16 protein-coding genes are annotated in these 16,915 nt (G+C 58.6%); 9 read left to right on the plus strand and 7 right to left on the minus strand.

The window, feature by feature from the left end:
• Positions 1–41: 41 nt before the first annotated feature.
• Positions 42–476: a YhcB family protein gene (locus J1D76_RS11370; RefSeq protein ID WP_421138416.1), complete on the minus strand. Its 435-nt coding sequence runs from the start codon at positions 474–476 to the stop codon at positions 42–44.
• A 144-nt stretch (positions 477–620) separates the two neighbouring features.
• On the opposite strand from J1D76_RS11370, the gene J1D76_RS11375 reads away from it, so the two are divergent.
• The 3 genes from J1D76_RS11375 (at position 621) to zapE (ending at position 3,815) form a co-directional block, all read left to right on the plus strand.
• Positions 621–1,250, plus strand: coding sequence for an alpha/beta hydrolase (locus J1D76_RS11375; protein WP_421138510.1), 630 nt, complete (start codon positions 621–623; stop codon positions 1,248–1,250).
• 24 nt (positions 1,251–1,274) lie between these two features.
• Entirely contained in the window at positions 1,275–2,630 is a 1,356-nt protein-coding gene (locus J1D76_RS11380) for a tryptophan--tRNA ligase (protein ID WP_421138417.1), read from the plus strand.
• 90 nt (positions 2,631–2,720) lie between these two features.
• The gene (zapE, locus tag J1D76_RS11385; RefSeq protein ID WP_421138418.1) at positions 2,721–3,815 is read left to right on the plus strand and encodes a cell division protein ZapE; all 1,095 of its coding nucleotides are present in this window, start codon (positions 2,721–2,723) and stop codon (positions 3,813–3,815) included.
• A 127-nt stretch (positions 3,816–3,942) separates the two neighbouring features.
• Here the strand turns inward: zapE and J1D76_RS11390 are convergent, their stop codons facing one another.
• From J1D76_RS11390 to J1D76_RS11410, 5 genes are all read right to left on the minus strand, one after another.
• Entirely contained in the window at positions 3,943–4,923 is a 981-nt protein-coding gene (locus J1D76_RS11390) for an asparaginase (protein ID WP_421138419.1), read from the minus strand.
• A 78-nt stretch (positions 4,924–5,001) separates the two neighbouring features.
• On the minus strand, positions 5,002–6,198 hold the full coding sequence (locus J1D76_RS11395) for a hypothetical protein (RefSeq protein ID WP_421138420.1): 1,197 nt from the start codon (positions 6,196–6,198) through the stop codon (positions 5,002–5,004).
• A 16-nt stretch (positions 6,199–6,214) separates the two neighbouring features.
• Positions 6,215–7,102, minus strand: a complete 888-nt coding sequence (locus J1D76_RS11400) for a nitrilase family protein (RefSeq protein WP_421138421.1) — start codon at positions 7,100–7,102, stop codon at positions 6,215–6,217.
• Between the two features lie 201 nt (positions 7,103–7,303).
• Positions 7,304–9,247 (minus strand): flavin monoamine oxidase family protein, encoded by a 1,944-nt coding sequence (locus J1D76_RS11405; RefSeq protein ID WP_421138422.1) that lies wholly within the window; start codon positions 9,245–9,247, stop codon positions 7,304–7,306.
• A 245-nt stretch (positions 9,248–9,492) separates the two neighbouring features.
• A complete protein-coding gene (locus tag J1D76_RS11410) occupies positions 9,493–10,488 on the minus strand; it encodes a GlxA family transcriptional regulator (RefSeq protein WP_421138423.1) in 996 nt (331 codons plus the stop codon).
• Between the two features lie 146 nt (positions 10,489–10,634).
• Between J1D76_RS11410 and J1D76_RS11415 the strand changes: the two genes are divergently transcribed.
• A complete protein-coding gene (locus J1D76_RS11415; RefSeq protein WP_421138424.1) occupies positions 10,635–11,771 on the plus strand; it encodes an acyl-CoA dehydrogenase family protein in 1,137 nt (378 codons plus the stop codon).
• Positions 11,772–11,873: 102 nt separating this feature from the next.
• On the opposite strand, the gene J1D76_RS11420 is transcribed toward J1D76_RS11415, so the two are convergent.
• Positions 11,874–12,914 (minus strand): NADP(H)-dependent aldo-keto reductase, encoded by a 1,041-nt coding sequence (locus tag J1D76_RS11420; RefSeq protein WP_421138425.1) that lies wholly within the window; start codon positions 12,912–12,914, stop codon positions 11,874–11,876.
• A gap of 245 nt (positions 12,915–13,159) precedes the next feature.
• Here J1D76_RS11420 and rplM point away from each other — a divergent pair, with 245 nt between their 5' ends.
• From rplM to J1D76_RS11445, 5 genes are all read left to right on the plus strand, one after another.
• A complete protein-coding gene (rplM, locus tag J1D76_RS11425; RefSeq protein WP_019693576.1) occupies positions 13,160–13,588 on the plus strand; it encodes a 50S ribosomal protein L13 in 429 nt (142 codons plus the stop codon).
• A gap of 14 nt (positions 13,589–13,602) precedes the next feature.
• Complete coding sequence (gene rpsI / locus J1D76_RS11430) at positions 13,603–13,995, plus strand: 30S ribosomal protein S9 (protein WP_003228056.1); 393 nt, start codon at positions 13,603–13,605, stop codon at positions 13,993–13,995.
• A gap of 269 nt (positions 13,996–14,264) precedes the next feature.
• Positions 14,265–14,858 (plus strand): ubiquinol-cytochrome c reductase iron-sulfur subunit, encoded by a 594-nt coding sequence (gene petA / locus J1D76_RS11435; RefSeq protein ID WP_421138426.1) that lies wholly within the window; start codon positions 14,265–14,267, stop codon positions 14,856–14,858.
• The gene (locus tag J1D76_RS11440; RefSeq protein WP_421138427.1) at positions 14,858–16,069 is read left to right on the plus strand and encodes a cytochrome b; all 1,212 of its coding nucleotides are present in this window, start codon (positions 14,858–14,860) and stop codon (positions 16,067–16,069) included. Before petA ends, J1D76_RS11440 begins: the two co-directional genes overlap by 1 nt.
• A complete protein-coding gene (locus J1D76_RS11445; protein WP_421138428.1) occupies positions 16,069–16,851 on the plus strand; it encodes a cytochrome c1 in 783 nt (260 codons plus the stop codon). The genes J1D76_RS11440 and J1D76_RS11445 overlap by 1 nt, the downstream gene beginning before the upstream one ends.
• The last annotated feature ends 64 nt before the right edge of the window (positions 16,852–16,915 follow it).

The raw sequence follows: 16,915 nt of genomic DNA on the forward strand, positions 1-16,915 counted from the left end.
AAATGAATGTCCGGGGGCTTTTTGTCATGCGCGAAACCTGATTATTTCTTCAGGCCATAATGCTCATCGAGCATGCCCGGCGCGTTCGGGGCTTTGGGTGCGTAGTCGCGAGGCGGCTCCTGGCTACGCGGTGGCGTCAGGCGTTCACGGGGAGGCTGCGTCGCGTCGGCGTGCAGCGACGCCAGCAGGCGTTGGCGAGTCTGTTCGTCCAGGGCCAGGCGGTTGGCGCCCTCGGCGAGATGGTCCTGCACTTCCTGGTAGCTCTGAGTCAGTTTCTTGACCAAAGAGGCGGTGCTGTTGAAGTGGGTGACCACTTCGTTCTGATAACTGTCGAAACGTTCCTGAATATCGTCCAGCTGACGTTGTGTGCTGCTCGGCGCGGCATTCGGCGCGAGGCGAGCGATCAGGAATCCAATGGCGACACCCACAACCAGGGCAAGAGTCGGCAACAACCAAACTAAGAGCGAGTGTTCCACGAGTCCTTCCTCTATAAACGGCTTTGCTTTACGTTAACGGCTCGAACCTGCGCTGTATACCGCGATTCACTCGCAATGGACAGCCACAGACAATTTGCTAGACGAGCCGACCCGATTCGAGGTCACGGAGTTCCTTCCTTGCTGATGCGTGAAACCCCTGTAGTGATTGATGGCCCGGTTGGGCAACTTGAAGCCCTTTACCTGGATAACGAGCAGCCGCGCGGTCTGGCCCTGATCTGCCATCCGAACCCGGTGCAGGGCGGCACCATGCTCAACAAAGTGGTCTCGACCCTGCAGCGCACCGCGCGTGACGCCGGGTTGATCACCTTGCGTTTCAATTACCGCGGTGTCGGCGCCAGCGAAGGCACCCATGACATGGGCACCGGCGAAGTCGATGATGCCCACGCCGTGGCCCAATGGTTTCGTGACAAGCACCCTGAGTTGCCGCTGACCTTGTTCGGTTTCTCGTTCGGCGGTTTTGTTGCAGCAAGTCTCGGCGGGCGCCTTGAAGCCAAAGGCGAGCAGGTCAAGCACCTGTTCATGGTCGCGCCAGCCGTGATGCGCCTGGGCGATCAGGATCAGTTGCCGCAACACGGCGAACTGACCCTGATTCAGCCGGAAACCGACGAAGTGATCGATCCGCAAGTCGTTTACCAATGGTCCGACAAGCTTGAACGCCCCCATGAGCTGCTGAAAGTGGCAGAATGCGGACACTTTTTTCATGGCAAGTTGACCGATCTCAAGGATCTGATCCTGCCGCGCCTCTCGAATTGATTGCAGTCTGACAAGCGATTACCCATGACGACTCGTACCCGCATCCTCACTGGCATCACCACCACCGGCACGCCGCACCTGGGCAACTATGCGGGCGCCATTCGCCCGGCCATCGTTGCCAGCCGTGACAGCAATGCCGACTCGTTCTACTTCCTGGCCGACTACCACGCCCTGATCAAATGCGATGACCCGCTGCGCATCCAGCGCTCGCGTCTGGAAATCGCCGCGACCTGGCTGGCCGGTGGCCTGGACGTCGACCGCGTGACCTTCTACCGCCAGTCGGACATCCCGGAAATCCCTGAGTTGACCTGGCTGCTGACCTGCGTCGCCGCCAAGGGCCTGCTCAACCGCGCCCACGCCTACAAAGCGTCGGTGGACAAGAACGTCGAGACCGGCGAAGACCCGGATGCCGGCATCACCATGGGCCTCTACAGCTACCCGGTGCTGATGGCGGCGGACATCCTGATGTTCAACGCGCACAAGGTGCCGGTCGGTCGCGACCAGATCCAGCACGTGGAAATGGCCCGCGACATCGGCCAGCGCTTTAACCACCTGTTCGGCCAGGGCAAAGAGTTTTTCACCATGCCCGAGGCGTTGATCGAAGAGAGCGTTGCCACCTTGCCGGGCCTGGATGGCCGCAAGATGTCGAAGAGCTACGACAACACCATCCCGCTGTTCAGCAGCGCCAAGGAAATGAAGGACGCGATCTCGCGGATCGTTACCGATTCCCGCGCACCGGGCGAAGCCAAGGACCCGGACAACTCGCATCTGTTCACCCTGTTCCAGGCGTTCGCCACCCCGGCACAAGCCGACGAGTTTCGTAGCGAGTTGTTGCAGGGCCTGGGTTGGGGCGAGGCGAAGAATCGACTGTTCCAGCTTCTGGACAGCGAGTTGGGCGAGTCCCGCGAGCGCTATCACCAGTTGATCGAGCGTCCGGCGGATCTCGAAGACATCCTGCAACACGGCGCGAAAAAAGCCCGTGCGGTGGCGACGCCGTTCCTCAACGAACTGCGTGAAGCGGTGGGCTTGCGCTCCTTCATTGCCCAGACTCAAGTGGCGGCGACCGCCAAGAAGAAAGTCGCGAAAGCGGCGCGTTTCGTCAGCTTCCGTGAAGACGATGGCAGTTTCCGCTTCCGACTGCTGGCGGCCGATGGCGAGCAACTGCTGCTTTCTCGCAACTTTGCCGACGGTAAAACCGCAGGACAAGTGACCAAGCAACTGCAAGCGGGCCAGCCTCTGGACGTGCGCGGTGACGCGTTGAGCTTCAGCGTGTGGCTCAACGGCGATTGCATTGCCGACAGCCCGGCCTTTGCCGACAGCGCTGCCCGTGACGCTGCCGTCGAGGCTTTGCGGATCGCCCTGACGCCGGTTCAGGAATAAACAACGGTTCGGCCCGACCAAGGGCCGATTGCCATTCCTTGGGGTCGTCGCTACAGTGTTGGCCCGTTTTTGTTGCCTTGCTAACGAATTATGACGCCCCTAGAACGATATCAAGCTGATCTGAAACGCCCGGAATTCTTCCATGACGCCGCGCAGGAAACCGCCGTGCGTCATTTGCAGCGCCTGTACGATGATCTGGTCGCGGCCGAGCAAAACAAGCCGGGCCTGCTGGGCAAGTTGTTTGGCAAGAAGGATCAGACCCCGGTCAAGGGCCTGTATTTCTGGGGCGGCGTCGGTCGCGGCAAGACTTACCTGGTGGACACCTTCTTCGAAGCGCTGCCCTTCAAGGAAAAGACCCGGACGCACTTCCACCGCTTTATGAAGCGTGTGCACGAAGAGATGAAGACCCTGGGCGGCGAGAAAAACCCGCTGACCATCATCGCCAAGCGCTTCGCCACTGAAGCGCGGGTCATCTGCTTCGATGAGTTCTTCGTTTCCGACATCACCGACGCCATGATCCTCGGCACCTTGATGGAAGAACTGTTCAAGAACGGCGTGACCCTGGTCGCGACGTCGAACATCGTGCCGGACGGATTGTACAAGGACGGCCTGCAACGCGCGCGCTTCCTGCCGGCCATTGCGCTGATCAAGCAGAACACCGAGATCGTCAACGTCGACAGCGGCGTCGACTATCGCCTGCGCCACCTCGAACAGGCCGAACTGTTCCATTTCCCGCTCGACGAAGCGTCGCACGAAAGTCTGCGCAAGAGCTTCCGCGCGCTGACGCCAGAATGCACGGCCGCGATCGAGAACGACGTGCTGATGATCGAGAACCGCGAAATCCGTGCCCTGCGCACCTGCGATGACGTGGCCTGGTTCGAATTCCGCGAACTGTGCGACGGCCCGCGCAGCCAGAATGACTACATCGAACTGGGCAAGATCTTCCACGCCGTGTTGCTCAGCGGTGTCGAACAGATGAGTGTCACCACCGACGACATCGCCCGACGCTTCATCAACATGGTCGACGAGTTCTACGACCGCAACGTGAAGCTGATCATTTCTGCCGAAGTCGAGCTCAAGGACCTGTACACCGGCGGGCGCCTGAACTTTGAGTTCCAGCGCACCCTGAGCCGACTGCTGGAAATGCAATCCCACGAATTCCTGTCCCGGGCGCACAAGCCGTAAGACGATTCGTGCACATAAAAAGGCGCCTTGTAGGAGCTGGCTTGCCAGCGAAGGCGTCTCGTCAGTCGATATTTACGGATCTGCCACACCGCTTTCGCTGGCAAGCCAGCTCCTACAGGGAATTGTGTCAGGGGTGGTTGAGGTAATTCGCCAGTTCATCCTGGCGCTGACAGCCGATCAGCAACCAAAGTAGGATCCTGGCTTTGCGCGGGCAGAGAAAGCCTGCCATCAAGGCGCCCTTGCGGATCAGGTCCATCTCGCTGCCACCAAACCCGTAGGACGCTTGCGCGGTGGCGCCGGAGCCGGTGCGCGTGGCAATGACCACGGGGATTTTCCCGGCGATGATTTCGATCGCGGTCGCCCATCGATCCGAAACGTGCCCGGCACCAAAACCGGCGATCACCAGCCCGTCGTAACCCAGGTTGACGACGTTCTCCAGCAACAGCGTGTCGGCAGACAGTGAGGCTTCCAGCAGGGCAACCTTGTGCGTTGTCTTTTGGGGCAAGGGCAGGGCATGGCGCTGCACCAATGGGTGGAAATAGTGAACGTGATTTTCCATCAGCAGGCCGGTGGGGCCGAAAACCGGCGAAGAGAAGGCCTGCAACGCCAGCGAGTCGGTTTTACGCACGTGCCGGGCCTGATGAATCTGCCCGTTCATGACCACCTGGACCCCGCGTCGCCGGCTGCTTTCGGATAGCGCGACTCGGCAGGCATCCAGCACATTGGCCGGCCCGTCGGCCCCGGCCTGTTTCGCCGAGCGCATGGCGCCGGTCAGCACCAGCGGTTCATCGCAATCCCACAGGTAATCGAAAAACGCGGCCGATTCTTCGAGCGTGTCGGTGCCTTGGGTGATCACCACTCCGGCGGCGCCCTGCCTGACCTGATATTTCGCCCATGACAGTACGCTGAGCAGACAACCGAAGTTCAGGGACGCGCTGGGCAGCAGGCCGAGGGTTTCAGCGGTGACGTGGGCCAGCGATGTCAGTTCTGGAATGGAGGCCAGCAGGGTTTCGCCGCTGATCGTCGGGATAACGCCTTCACCGGCGTGCCGGGCTTGCATGCTGAGCGTGCCGCCGAGCGCCGCGATGGCCAGTTTGGGTAGGTCCATGTCAAACCTCGCTTGTTGCGATGAGAAGTGGCTGCATCCGGTTTTGAAACCGTGATGCAGCCGTTTTGGCGGCGTGCGTCAAAGCGTGATCAGGAAACCGATCAGCGGGATCAGCAATATCGTGCTGACGGCCATGGACAGGACATTGCCGATGTAGCCATGCATGTCGGTTGGCAACCGGGCGGAAATCGCGCAGGCCAAGGGCGGAGCGCACAAGGCGCCGAGCGAGGCGCTCCAAAGGATCACCGGCCAATTGCCGCCGTAGGTCAAGAGCGCCGCAGGCACGACCGACACCAGCGGTACGTAGGTGGGGAACCAGCCACGCGATATCCACTGTCGGCGCCAGATCACGATGCCGATGGCAGAAGTCAATGCCTGGGCGCCGATCAGCTGTGGCAGCAGGCCTGAACCATAGACCGGGCTGGCCGGGTTCAGGCTGTACGCCAGCAGTGCACCCAGCAGCAGGCCGAGACTGGCCAACTCATTGCCGAAGAAAGGCGCTTCGGAAAAGTCCGCCAGGACCCGGCGCAGGCTCCAGACGATGCCGTAGTCGGGTGTCTTGGCCGGTGCAGACGCAGGTGCTGCGGGTTTAACGGGGGTGGAAGGCTTCACCAGAGCAGGCACATAGCGACATAGCAGAAAAGCAAAGACACTAGCGACCGCCATGCCAGAGACATTGCCGATGACCACCGGTAAACCCAGGGGATTACAGACGTAGTTGACGATCAGCAAACACATCGGCGTCACCAGCACGGCCCCCATGAGTGCACCGTTGATCGTGACCTTCCAGCCGCCGCCAAACATCAGCACCATGGCCGCCGGCAGCGAGACAAACGCAGCGAATGTCGGCTGCCAGCTCGTCGCCGTCACCGTCCAGCCCCACAGCAGGTTGCTTAGCAACAACCCGAGCAGGGAACTGGTGACCAGCCACGGCCATAACCCGGTGCCGTAGGAAATGGCGAAGCCTTGCCAGGCTTTGCCGGTGCGACTGGCCCAGTACGCCAGGTACGCCCCTGCCAACAGTCCGATCGAGGCGAACTCGTGTTTATAGAAAGCCACCTCGCTGATGTCCCCCACCACCCAGCGCAACCAGGCGCTGGGGTCGGGCAGGCTGGAGACCATGTCGCTGTAGCCTGGCCAGTGCGCGGACCAAAGCGAACGGTTGCTGAATGACAGCCAGGCAATCAGCAGGACGGTGCCGATCATCAGCAGCAAGATTGCCGTATCGAACGGCGTTCGCTGGGCGATGGTTTTTTTGTCGGTTGTGGTGTTCATGAATGATCTCCCCTGATCAACGTGGGAGACACGGGTGTTGGCTGTACCCGAGCATTTGGCCATAGAGGTCGGCTCGACGGTCGCGGTGCAGGTCGTTCAGGCTGTTCCAGATGGGGGCGCTGCGCGAACTGGTCAGGTCGATATCAGCGAACAGGATTTCCTGTTTGTCCGCCGAGGCCACGCTGCCAATCGGCCAGCCGTGGGTGCCGGCAATCAGCGAACAGCCGAGGTAGCGGGCGCCTCGTTCCTCGCCGATCCGGCTGGCTGCTGCGATAAACACATTGTTGACGTGGGCGGCCGTCATCGTCAGGTATGAGGCCATGCACTTGCCGGCCTCGTCGAACAACGGCGGCGGGGTCCAGACCCAGTTGTTCAGGCTGCAAATGATGTCAGCGCCTTGCTGGCTGAGGATGCGCGGCACTTCCGGGAACCAGATGTCCCAGCAGATCAGCATGCCGATGCGGCCGATAGGCGTTTCAAATACCGGGAAGCCCAGGTCACCCGGGGTGAACCACAGTTTCTCCAGGTTCCACAAATGGGCTTTGCGGTACTTGCCGATAAACCCGTCCGGCCCGACCAGGACGCTGGTGTTGAACAGGCGCATGCCGTCCCGTTCGCTCAGGCCAGCCACCAGGTAAACCTGATGTTGAGCGGCAAACGCCATCCAACTCTGCACGCTGGGCCCTTCGGGCACCGATTCGGCGTGGTCGAAGGCATCCTGCCGGTTACGGAAGAAATACCCGCAATTGGAAAGCTCGGGCACGACGATGAGATTCGCCCCGCCGTTGACGGCTTCCAGCGCCAGTTCCAGGCTGTGATGCAGATTGGCTTCGCAATTTTCCAGGCCGACTTGTGGATCGAATTGCACGACGGCTACACGCACTGGACTTGTTGGTTCGCTCATTTCAGATGACCCCTTTTTATTGTTATTCACTCTGTTTAACTGCGTGTTTATGAGAGTTGAAAACGCATAGGGGTGTAAGTCAGCGGCTTCCGATAAGGTTGTAGTCCTTGTCTCTGCTTGGCTAAATGAGGTGTTCGAGTGGTCGTGGCGCAGGCGAGCGCCAGGGCCGATGCACGATGTGCAGGGCTCTGGCGATCGAGGTCAGGCCTTGAGGTGGTAGTGCGGGTAGTCGCTTAAGGAAAAACCGCCATTGAAGGTCGCGGCAGTCTTGTTGCAAATATGAATGACGGCATCGATGGCGCCGCGAAAGCTGGGCTCCGTCCAGCCGGCATCGACGGAAAATGATTCGCCGCAAAAATACAGGCCGGAGAGGTGGGAGAAATCCCGGTTGTACTTCATGAGGTTGACAGCGTCGTAGTAGGTACCAGGGCGGTACAGCTTTGCGCAGCCCAGCGCGTTTTTATCCGTGACCCAGCGCTGGACAACCGCCCGGTCACTGTCGATGTAGGGTGAAATCCTTTCCTGAATATTGCTGGAGTTCATCAGGATGCGATCCAGCTCTTTGACACACCGTTTCACCAGTTCCTTGTCACTGAAAGAGGCGAGCTTGGTGGCGTCATCCTCCCATGTGTAACTCAGGAGGATGCAGTCATCGCTGTAGTGCTCGTTGTAGCGGTAGGTATAAACATCGTGGATAAAGCTGTCGGTCACGATGGCTTGTGGAATATGGCTGTTTTGCGAAAGGAAGGACTTTTCCAATGGGGCGTAGACCTTGCAGCTGGTTTCCCAGTGCGCGGTCTTATAGGCATTGATCGTTGTGAAAGGCAGCATCTGCGGGGTGAAGTTTTTCAGCTGGATTCGGGTTTCGATGAGCCAGGACGGGAGCGTCAGAATGACTGAGTCAAAATCATTGAAGTGTTCCTCGGTGTGTTCGGGTTGGCTGTGTTTCCAGTCGAAGTACACGCGTATTTTCTGGTTGGGCAGTTTGCTGAGTCGGGTGACAGAGGCGTCAGTGAGAAAGCCATTACTTCGTTCACGGCTGTGTTCGTATACCGACTTTCCGGTTTCTGCGGTTTTCATGAACAGCAGGCATTCGTCCAGCGCGGCGAGACCAATGTAGCGGGGCTTGGCGAAACTCAGCCCGGTCGAGTCATAGACGGCTTCGCTGTCGAGGTAAGGGGCATCCAACGGTTCACCCTTCGCATCTACCCGTCCGTGGATCAGCTGTAACTGGCTACTGAAGCCAAAAATAGCTGTGCGCAGGGGATAGAGGCAACACACGTCGTAAAAGGCTCCCCAGCTCCCGTCGCCGATGCCAATGGCATAGAAAATCGCTGATTCCTCGGCGCTCATTCCCATTCCACCGAAGTCGCCCTGTGAGCGTTCATTCCAGTGGCTCAGGGCCGGCATGCTAACCAGATCGCGAAACGATACGCCCTCATACTGTTCGACGATGGCGGCCCACATGGCTTCCCATTCTTCACTGGCGTAAACCTTGGCAACCGCTTGGGTCATGCGGTCGGCGAAGGTCTTCCACTTGGCATAGACCCGTTGTAGCGCCTCGCCTGGCGGGGGCGTGCGCCCGTCCTCGTTTTTCCAGATCAACATCTGCGAAGGCGATTCTGCGTCCATGTTACCTTCTCGCAGATAGATTCCCGTCGAACCGACCCAAGGGCTTCCGGGGTTGGCAAAATCTGAATGCTTCAGGTCGAACTCCTGAGCGTAGTAGGCCATCAGCGACCGACCTTCCGTAGGTGGCTCGTCAGCCAGGTTGAAAAAGGGCATGCGCATGGCACCCATCTCAAACGGGGTTTGGCTTACGCCTGGGTGGCTGTTGTTAATGGTCAGGTGCCTGCCGCCGACCCGCGTGGATTGCTCGATGAGGCTGATATGCGTGAAGCCGCAACGGTAGAGCTCCCGGGCGGCAGTCAGTCCGGTAACACCGGCGCCAATGATGCAGATCCGATGTTGAGGGTCTGTCGACTGGGCGATGCCGTTATGTTGCTCAACCAATGCCCGATAGTCGAAACACAGATCCGGCGGGTTGGGGAAGCGGGCCGCCCATCTGTTTTTGGTCGAGCGTTTGCTTCGCGCGGCGTCCTTGGCAATGTGGGATGGGAATTCGTAGCTTGAACCGATGGTCACAGTTGATCTTCCTTGTCAGCATTGAGGGTGAATGCAAGGACAAAGACTGAAGCGTTGGAGACTTCGCGTACATGGGGCCAATCGGGTTCGTCGGCGCTCCTGGATCCGCTTTTTTTGTAGGAAAAAACCACAAAAAACGGCCTGCAATGCAGGCCGCTTGTATTTCGAATATAACAGGTCAGTTGACATCAAATGTGCTGACACGCCGCCTTCGCGGGCAAGCCCGCTTCTACAGGGAATGGTGTTTATGCTGCCTGCTGAAACTGTTGCCGATACTGGTTCGGCGACAATTCCGTGTGCTGGCGGAACAGCCGGGCGAAGAAGCTCGCATCGTCGTAGCCGACTTCGTAACTGATGGTCTTGATGCTCTTGCGACTGCCCGACAGCAAGCCCTTGGCAGTTTCGATGCGCAGGCGTTGCAGGTAATGCAGCGGCTTGTCGCCGGTGGCGGTCTGGAAGCGGCGCATGAAGTTGCGGATGCTCATGCCGTGTTCGCGGGCGACGTCTTCGAAGCGGAACTTGTCGGCGAAGTGTTCTTCGAGCCAGCGCTGGATCTGCAGGATGATCACGTCCTGGTGCAGTTTCTGCCCGCCGAATCCAATCCGTCCCGGTGAATAGCTGCGCTGCACTTCATACAGGATGTCCCGCGCCACGGCCTGGGACACATTGGCGCCACAGAAACGCTCGATCAGGTAAATGTACAGGTCGCACGCCGAGGTGGTGCCACCGGCGCAGTACAGGTTGTCGGCATCGGTCAGGTGCTTGTCCTGATTGAGTTGAACCTGCGGGAAACGCTCGGCGAAGGCGTTGAAGAAGCGCCAGTAAGTGGTCGCTTCCTTGCCATTGAGCAGCCCGGCTTCGGCGAGCCAGAACACACCGGTCGCCTCGCCACACAGCACGGCACCACGCGCATGTTGCTGGCGCAACCAGGGCAGCACTTGCGGGTAACGTTTGCAGAGGCTGTCGAAATCGTCCCAGAACGCAGGAAGCACGATGATGTCGGCGTTTTCCAGACCGCCATCCACCGGAATCATCACGTCGCTGAAGGTGTTGACGGGTTTGCCATCGGGGCTGACCAGGCGGGTTTCGAACGCCGGTGTCAGGCCCTGGCCGAGCTGTTTGCCGTAGCGCAGGCTGGCGAGGTGGAAGAAATCCTTGGCTTGCAGAAGGGTGGAAGCGAAAACCCGGTCGATGGCCAGGATACTGACGCGCCGCAGCGGCGTGGAGGATTGGTTAGACATAATTCAACTTTATTTTTATAGGGGGAAGTGGTCACCAGACGGCTGGATCGTCTTATTTTTTGTCGGATGTGTCCAGTGTCCTGTATCAGAAGCGAGGCATAGTCTCTGAAGGTCAACTCCTTCTAAAAACAAAGAAAAGGTGTCGCATGATCCCCAGAACCCTGTTCAGTTCCGAGCACGAACTTTTCCGCGACAGCGTGCGAACCTTCCTCGAAAAAGAGGCGGTGCCATTCCATGGGCAATGGGAAAAACAAGGCTATATCGACCGCAAGCTGTGGAACAAGGCGGGGGAGGCGGGCATGTTGTGCTCGCACTTGCCGGAGGAATACGGCGGGCTGGGGGCGGACTTTCTCTACAGTGCGGTGGTGATTGAAGAAGTAGGGCGGCTGGGCCTGACGGGCATCGGTTTTTCCCTGCACTCGGACATCGTGGCGCCGTACATCCTGCATTACGGCAGTGAAGCACTGAAACACAAATACCTGCCGAAACTGGTGTCCGGCGAGCTGGTCACCGCGATCGCCATGACCGAACCGGGGGCTGGTTCCGACCTGCAAGGGGTGAAGACCACTGCCGTACTCGACGGCGATGAATACGTGATCAACGGCTCCAAGACCTTCATTACCAACGGCTACCTGGCCGATCTGGTGATCGTCGTCGCCAAGACCGATCCGAAGGCTGGTGCGAAAGGCACCAGCCTGTTTCTGGTGGAAGCCGGTACACCGGGCTTTGACAAGGGCAAGCGCCTGGAGAAGGTCGGCATGAAAGCCCAGGACACCTCGGAACTGTTCTTCCAGGACGTGCGGGTGCCCAAGGAAAACCTGCTGGGCCAGGCCGGGATGGGGTTTGCCTATCTGATGCAGGAACTGCCCCAAGAGCGCCTGACCGTGGCCATTGGCGCACTGGCTTGCGCCGAGGTAGCGCTGCAATGGACGCTGGATTACACCCGTGAGCGCAAGGCGTTCGGCAAGTCGATTGCGGATTTCCAGAACACCCGCTTCAAGCTCGCGGAGATGGCCACCGAAATCCAGATCGGCCGGGTGTTCGTCGACCGCTGCCTGGAGTTGCACCTACAAGCCAAGCTCGACGTTCCGACGGCGGCGATGGCCAAGTACTGGGGCACTGACCTGCAATGCAAGGTGCTCGACGAGTGCGTGCAGTTGCACGGCGGCTACGGGTTCATGTGGGAATACCCGATTGCACGGGCGTGGGCGGATGCGCGGGTGCAGCGGATTTACGCCGGCACCAACGAAATAATGAAGGAGATCATTGCGCGCTCGCTTTGATTGAAAGGGTGACTGTAGGAGCCGGCTTGCTGGCGAACCGGTCTGCGCGGTATGTCAGGCCGGTCGCCTTCGCTGGCAAGCGAAGCTCCTACAAAAAAGCGGTTACGGCGCAGGGTTCGGGTGGTCCTTGTGGATCGCCTCGATCCCTTCCAGCACTTCCTTCGACAGCTTCAAGTCGAAGCTGGCGATGTTGCTTTCCAGTTGCTCCAGGGTCGTCGCGCCAATGATGTTGCTGGTCACGAACGGCTGTTGGGTGACAAACGCCAAGGCCATTTGCGCCGGGTCCAGGCCGTGTTGGCGCGCCAGTGCCACGTAGCGGCTGCAGGCGGCCTCCGACTGCGGGTTGAAATAGCGGCTGAAACGGCTGTAGAGGCTCAGGCGACCTTTCGGCGGACGTGCACCACCTTCGTACTTGCCCGACAGGAAACCGAACGCCAGCGGCGAATAGGCGAGCAGGCCGCATTGCTCGCGGATGGCAATTTCCGCCAGGCCGACTTCAAAGCTGCGGTTGAGCAGGTTGTATGGGTTCTGGATCGACACGGCACGCGGCCAGCCACGGGCTTCGGCCAGGGCGAGAAAACGCATGGTGCCCCACGGCGTTTCGTTGGACAGGCCAATGTGGCGGATCTTGCCGGCCTTGACCTGCTCGTCCAGCGCTTCGAGGGTGTCTTCGAGCGGCGTCAGGTTCGCTTCGATCACGTGCTTGTAGCCCAGCTGACCAAAGAAATTGGTGCTGCGCTCCGGCCAGTGCAACTGGTACAGGTCGATGTAATCGGTCTGCAGGCGCTTGAGACTGGCGTCCACGGCTTCGGTGATGTGCTGTCGATTGTGCCGAAGTTGCTTGTCGCGGATGTAGTCGATGGTATTGCCGGGGCCGGCGATCTTGCTGGCCAGGATCCATTCGGCGCGGTCGCCACGGCTCTTGAAGTAGTTGCCGATGTAGCGTTCGGTGGTGGCGTAGGTTTCGGCCTTCGGCGGCACCGGGTACATCTCGGCGGTGTCGATGAAGTTGATTCCGGCGCTCTTGGCCCGTTCAATCTGGGCGAAGGCGTCTGCCTCGCTGTTTTGCTCGCCCCAGGTCATGGTTCCGAGGCAGAGGGCACTGACGTTCAGATTGGTTCGGCCTAGCTGGCGATAGTCCATCGGGTGCTCCTTGGGCAAAACAATCATAAAAGCAGGTTGAAATATTTTTCGCAATCTGCATAATTGCGCACCTCTTTCTGCAGTGGAAGTGATGCGCCGCCGCCGAAGAATCTTGCCGTTGAACGGACGCGCCGACCCGAGCCCCCGAAAGCGTCTGTATCCGGCTGCCTTTGACTTGTCAAAGTACGCACTATTCAGTAAGATCCGCCGTCTAATTTACAGGGCGGCCCCTGAGGCTATAAAGAATGAAGACTTTTACTGCTAAACCGGAAACAGTAAAGCGCGACTGGTTTGTCGTCGACGCTGCTGGTCAGACCCTGGGTCGTCTGGCCACCGAAATCGCGAGCCGTCTGCGTGGCAAGCACAAGCCTGAGTACACTCCTCACGTTGACACCGGCGACTACATCGTCGTAATCAATGCTGAGCAGATCCGTGTTACCGGTGCTAAAACCACTGACAAAATCTACTACTCCCACTCCGGTTTCCCGGGCGGCATCAAGTCGATCAACTTTGAAAAGCTGATCGCCAAGGCCCCTGAGCGCGTGATCGAGACCGCGGTCAAAGGCATGCTGCCTAAGAACCCGCTGGGTCGCGACATGTACCGTAAGCTGAAAGTCTATGCGGGCGCTGCACACCCACATACTGCTCAGCAGCCCCAAGAACTGAAGTTTTAACGGAATAGTACATTATGTCGGCGACTCAAAATTACGGCACTGGCCGTCGCAAGACCGCAACCGCACGCGTTTTCCTGCGTCCGGGTACTGGTAACATCTCCATCAACAACCGTTCGCTGGATAATTTCTTCGGCCGCGAAACTGCCCGCATGGTAGTTCGTCAGCCGCTGGAATTGACTGAGACTGTCGAGAAGTTCGACATCTACGTCACCGTGATCGGCGGTGGTGTAAGTGGTCAGGCTGGCGCAATCCGCCACGGTATCACTCGCGCTCTGATGGACTACGACGAGACTCTGCGCAGCGCCCTGCGTAAAGCCGGCTTCGTAACCCGCGATGCTCGTGAAGTTGAACGTAAGAAAGTTGGTCTGCGTAAAGCGCGTAAGCGTCCGCAGTACTCGAAGCGTTAATTCGCTTCCACGTTCAAAAAAGAACGCCCAGTTTCCTCACGGAGCTGGGCGTTTTTTTTATGCCTGCGATTTATCAAAGAATTGCGCTGTGACAACTTGCCACATCCGTAGGCGCCCTATACTACAAGGCTTGAGGGTGGTGGGCTCCGGTAATTACCTTGTCAGAATTGGGGCTTTTCATTACCATTCGGCAAAATTTTTATAAGTACATAGATTTACTTAGTAGATGCCTGATTTAACAGGCCACAAAGCTGATGGGAGAGGACTGAATGAGCAATGACGGCGTGAATGCAGGCCGGCGTCGCTTCTTGGTAGCAGCCACATCCGTGGTGGGTGCTGCAGGAGCGGTGGGGGCTGCGGTCCCGTTCGTGGGGTCATGGTTTCCCAGTGCCAAGGCGAAAGCCGCAGGTGCACCGGTGAAAGTGAATGTCAGTAAAGTCGAGCCAGGCCAGCAGATGATTGCTGAATGGCGGGGCCAGCCGGTGTTCATTGTCCGCCGTACTCCGGAAATCCTGGGGAATCTGAAGAAGATCGAGGGCCAGTTGTCTGACCCGACCTCCAAGAACTCGACACAACCGACTTACGTTGATCCGGAAACGCGTTCGATCAAGCCAGAAGTTCTGCTGCTGATCGGTATCTGCACGCACCTGGGTTGCTCTCCCACCTTCCGTCCCGAAGTGGCACCTGCGGATCTGGGCAAGGACTGGGTAGGCGGTTATTTCTGCCCCTGCCACGGTTCCCACTACGATCTGGCTGGCCGCGTCTACAAGTCGCAACCTGCGCCTTTGAACCTGCCAGTTCCCCCGCATTCCTATGAGACCGACGACATCATTGTCATTGGCGTCGATACGGAGAAAGCGTGATGAGCAAGTTCATGGATTGGGTTGATGCGCGCTTTCCCGCCACCAAAATGTGGGAAGACCATCTCAGCAAGTATTACGCTCCGAAAAACTTCAACTTCTTCTACTTCTTTGGCTCCTTGGCACTGCTCGTTCTGGTCAACCAGATCGTCACCGGTGTCTGGCTGACCATGAGCTACACCCCGTCGGCAGAAGAGGCCTTCGCTTCCGTCGAATACATCATGCGCGACGTCGAATACGGCTCGATCCTGCGCCTGCTGCACTCCACCGGCGCCTCGGCGTTCTTCATCGTGGTTTATCTGCACATGTTCCGTGGCCTGCTCTACGGTTCGTACCAGAAGCCGCGTGAGCTGGTGTGGGTCTTCGGCATGCTGATCTACCTGGCGCTGATGGCCGAAGCCTTCATGGGTTACCTGCTGCCATGGGGCCAGATGTCTTACTGGGGCGCCCAGGTGATCATCTCGCTGTTCGGTGCGATCCCGGTCATCGGCAACGACCTGACCCAGTGGATTCGTGGTGACTACCTGATATCCGGCATCACCCTGAACCGCTTCTTCGCCTTGCACGTGGTGGCCCTGCCGATCGTTATTCTTGGTCTGGTGGTGCTGCACATCCTGGCGTTGCACGAGGTCGGTTCGAACAACCCGGACGGCGTGGACATCAAGAAGCACAAGGACGAAAACGGTATCCCGCTGGACGGCATTGCTTTCCACCCGTACTACACCGTGAAAGATATCGTCGGCGTGGTGGTGTTCCTGTTCATCTTCTGCTCGATCGTGTTCTTCTTCCCGGAAATGGGCGGTTACTTCCTCGAAAAGCCGAACTTTGAAGTAGCGAACGCCTTCAAGACCCCAGAGCACATCGCTCCGGTCTGGTACTTCACACCGTTCTACGCGATCTTGCGTGCGATTCCGGACAAGCTGTTTGGTGTCATCGCCATGGGCGCTTCGATTGCCATGCTGTTTGTCCTGCCATGGCTCGACCGTAGCCCGGTCAAGTCAATGCGCTACAAGGGCTGGCTGAGCAAGATCTGGCTCTGGGTGTTCTGCATCTCGTTCGTGATCCTGGGTGTGCTGGGTGTTCTGGCCCCGACGCCAGAGCGGACGTTGTTGTCGCAGGTCTGTACTTTCCTGTACTTCGCCTACTTCCTCCTGATGCCGTTCTACACCAGGCTCGAGAAGACAAAACCGGTTCCGGAAAGGGTGACTGGCTGATGAAAAAACTATTCGCTGTTTTGATGCTTGCTGTGCTGCCAGTGTTCGCTATCGCAGCTGAACACGGTGGCCCTGAGCTGGAAAAAGTCGACATCGACGTTTCCGATAAAGCCGCCATGCAGGACGGTGCGCGTACCTTCGCCAACTACTGCATGGGTTGCCACAGTGCCAAGTTCCAACGCTATGAGCGTGTGGCCGACGACCTGGGGATTGCTCACGAGTTGATGCTGGAGAAACTGGTGTTCACCGGAGCCAAGATCGGCGACCACATGAGCATCGGCATGCAGCCGGCGGACGCCAAGGCCTGGTTTGGCGCGGCACCACCGGACCTGACCCTGGTGGCGCGTGTTCGCGGCACTGACTGGCTTTACGGTTACCTGAAGTCGTTCTACGAAGATCCATCGCGCCCATGGGGCGTGAATAACAAGGTTTTCCCGAACGTGGGTATGCCTAACGTCTTGGCCGGCCTGCAAGGTCGCCAGGTGGTTGGTTGCAAGCAGGTGCAGATCGTCGAGGACGGCAAGAAGCAATTTGATCCGTTGACCGGTACGCCGTTGACCCATGAAGCGTGCGATCAACTGACCATCGTGCCGAAAAGCGGTGCTCTGACCGAAGAGCAGTTCGATGAGAAGGTCAAGAATCTGGTAACCTTCCTGGCTTACTCGGCTAACCCGGTTAAGCTGCAACATCAGCGCATCGGTACGTACGTATTGTTGTACCTGGCGTTCTTCTTCGTCTTCGCTTACTTGCTCAAGCGCGAATACTGGAAAGACGTGCACTGATAAAGCTTCAAGCTATTGCTGTTAATCGCGCGCGCCCAAGGGCGCCTCTGTATAGGTAACGAAT

Source organism: Pseudomonas sp. NFX15 (assembly GCF_049132105.1).
Classification (GTDB): Bacteria; Pseudomonadota; Gammaproteobacteria; order Pseudomonadales; family Pseudomonadaceae; genus Aquipseudomonas.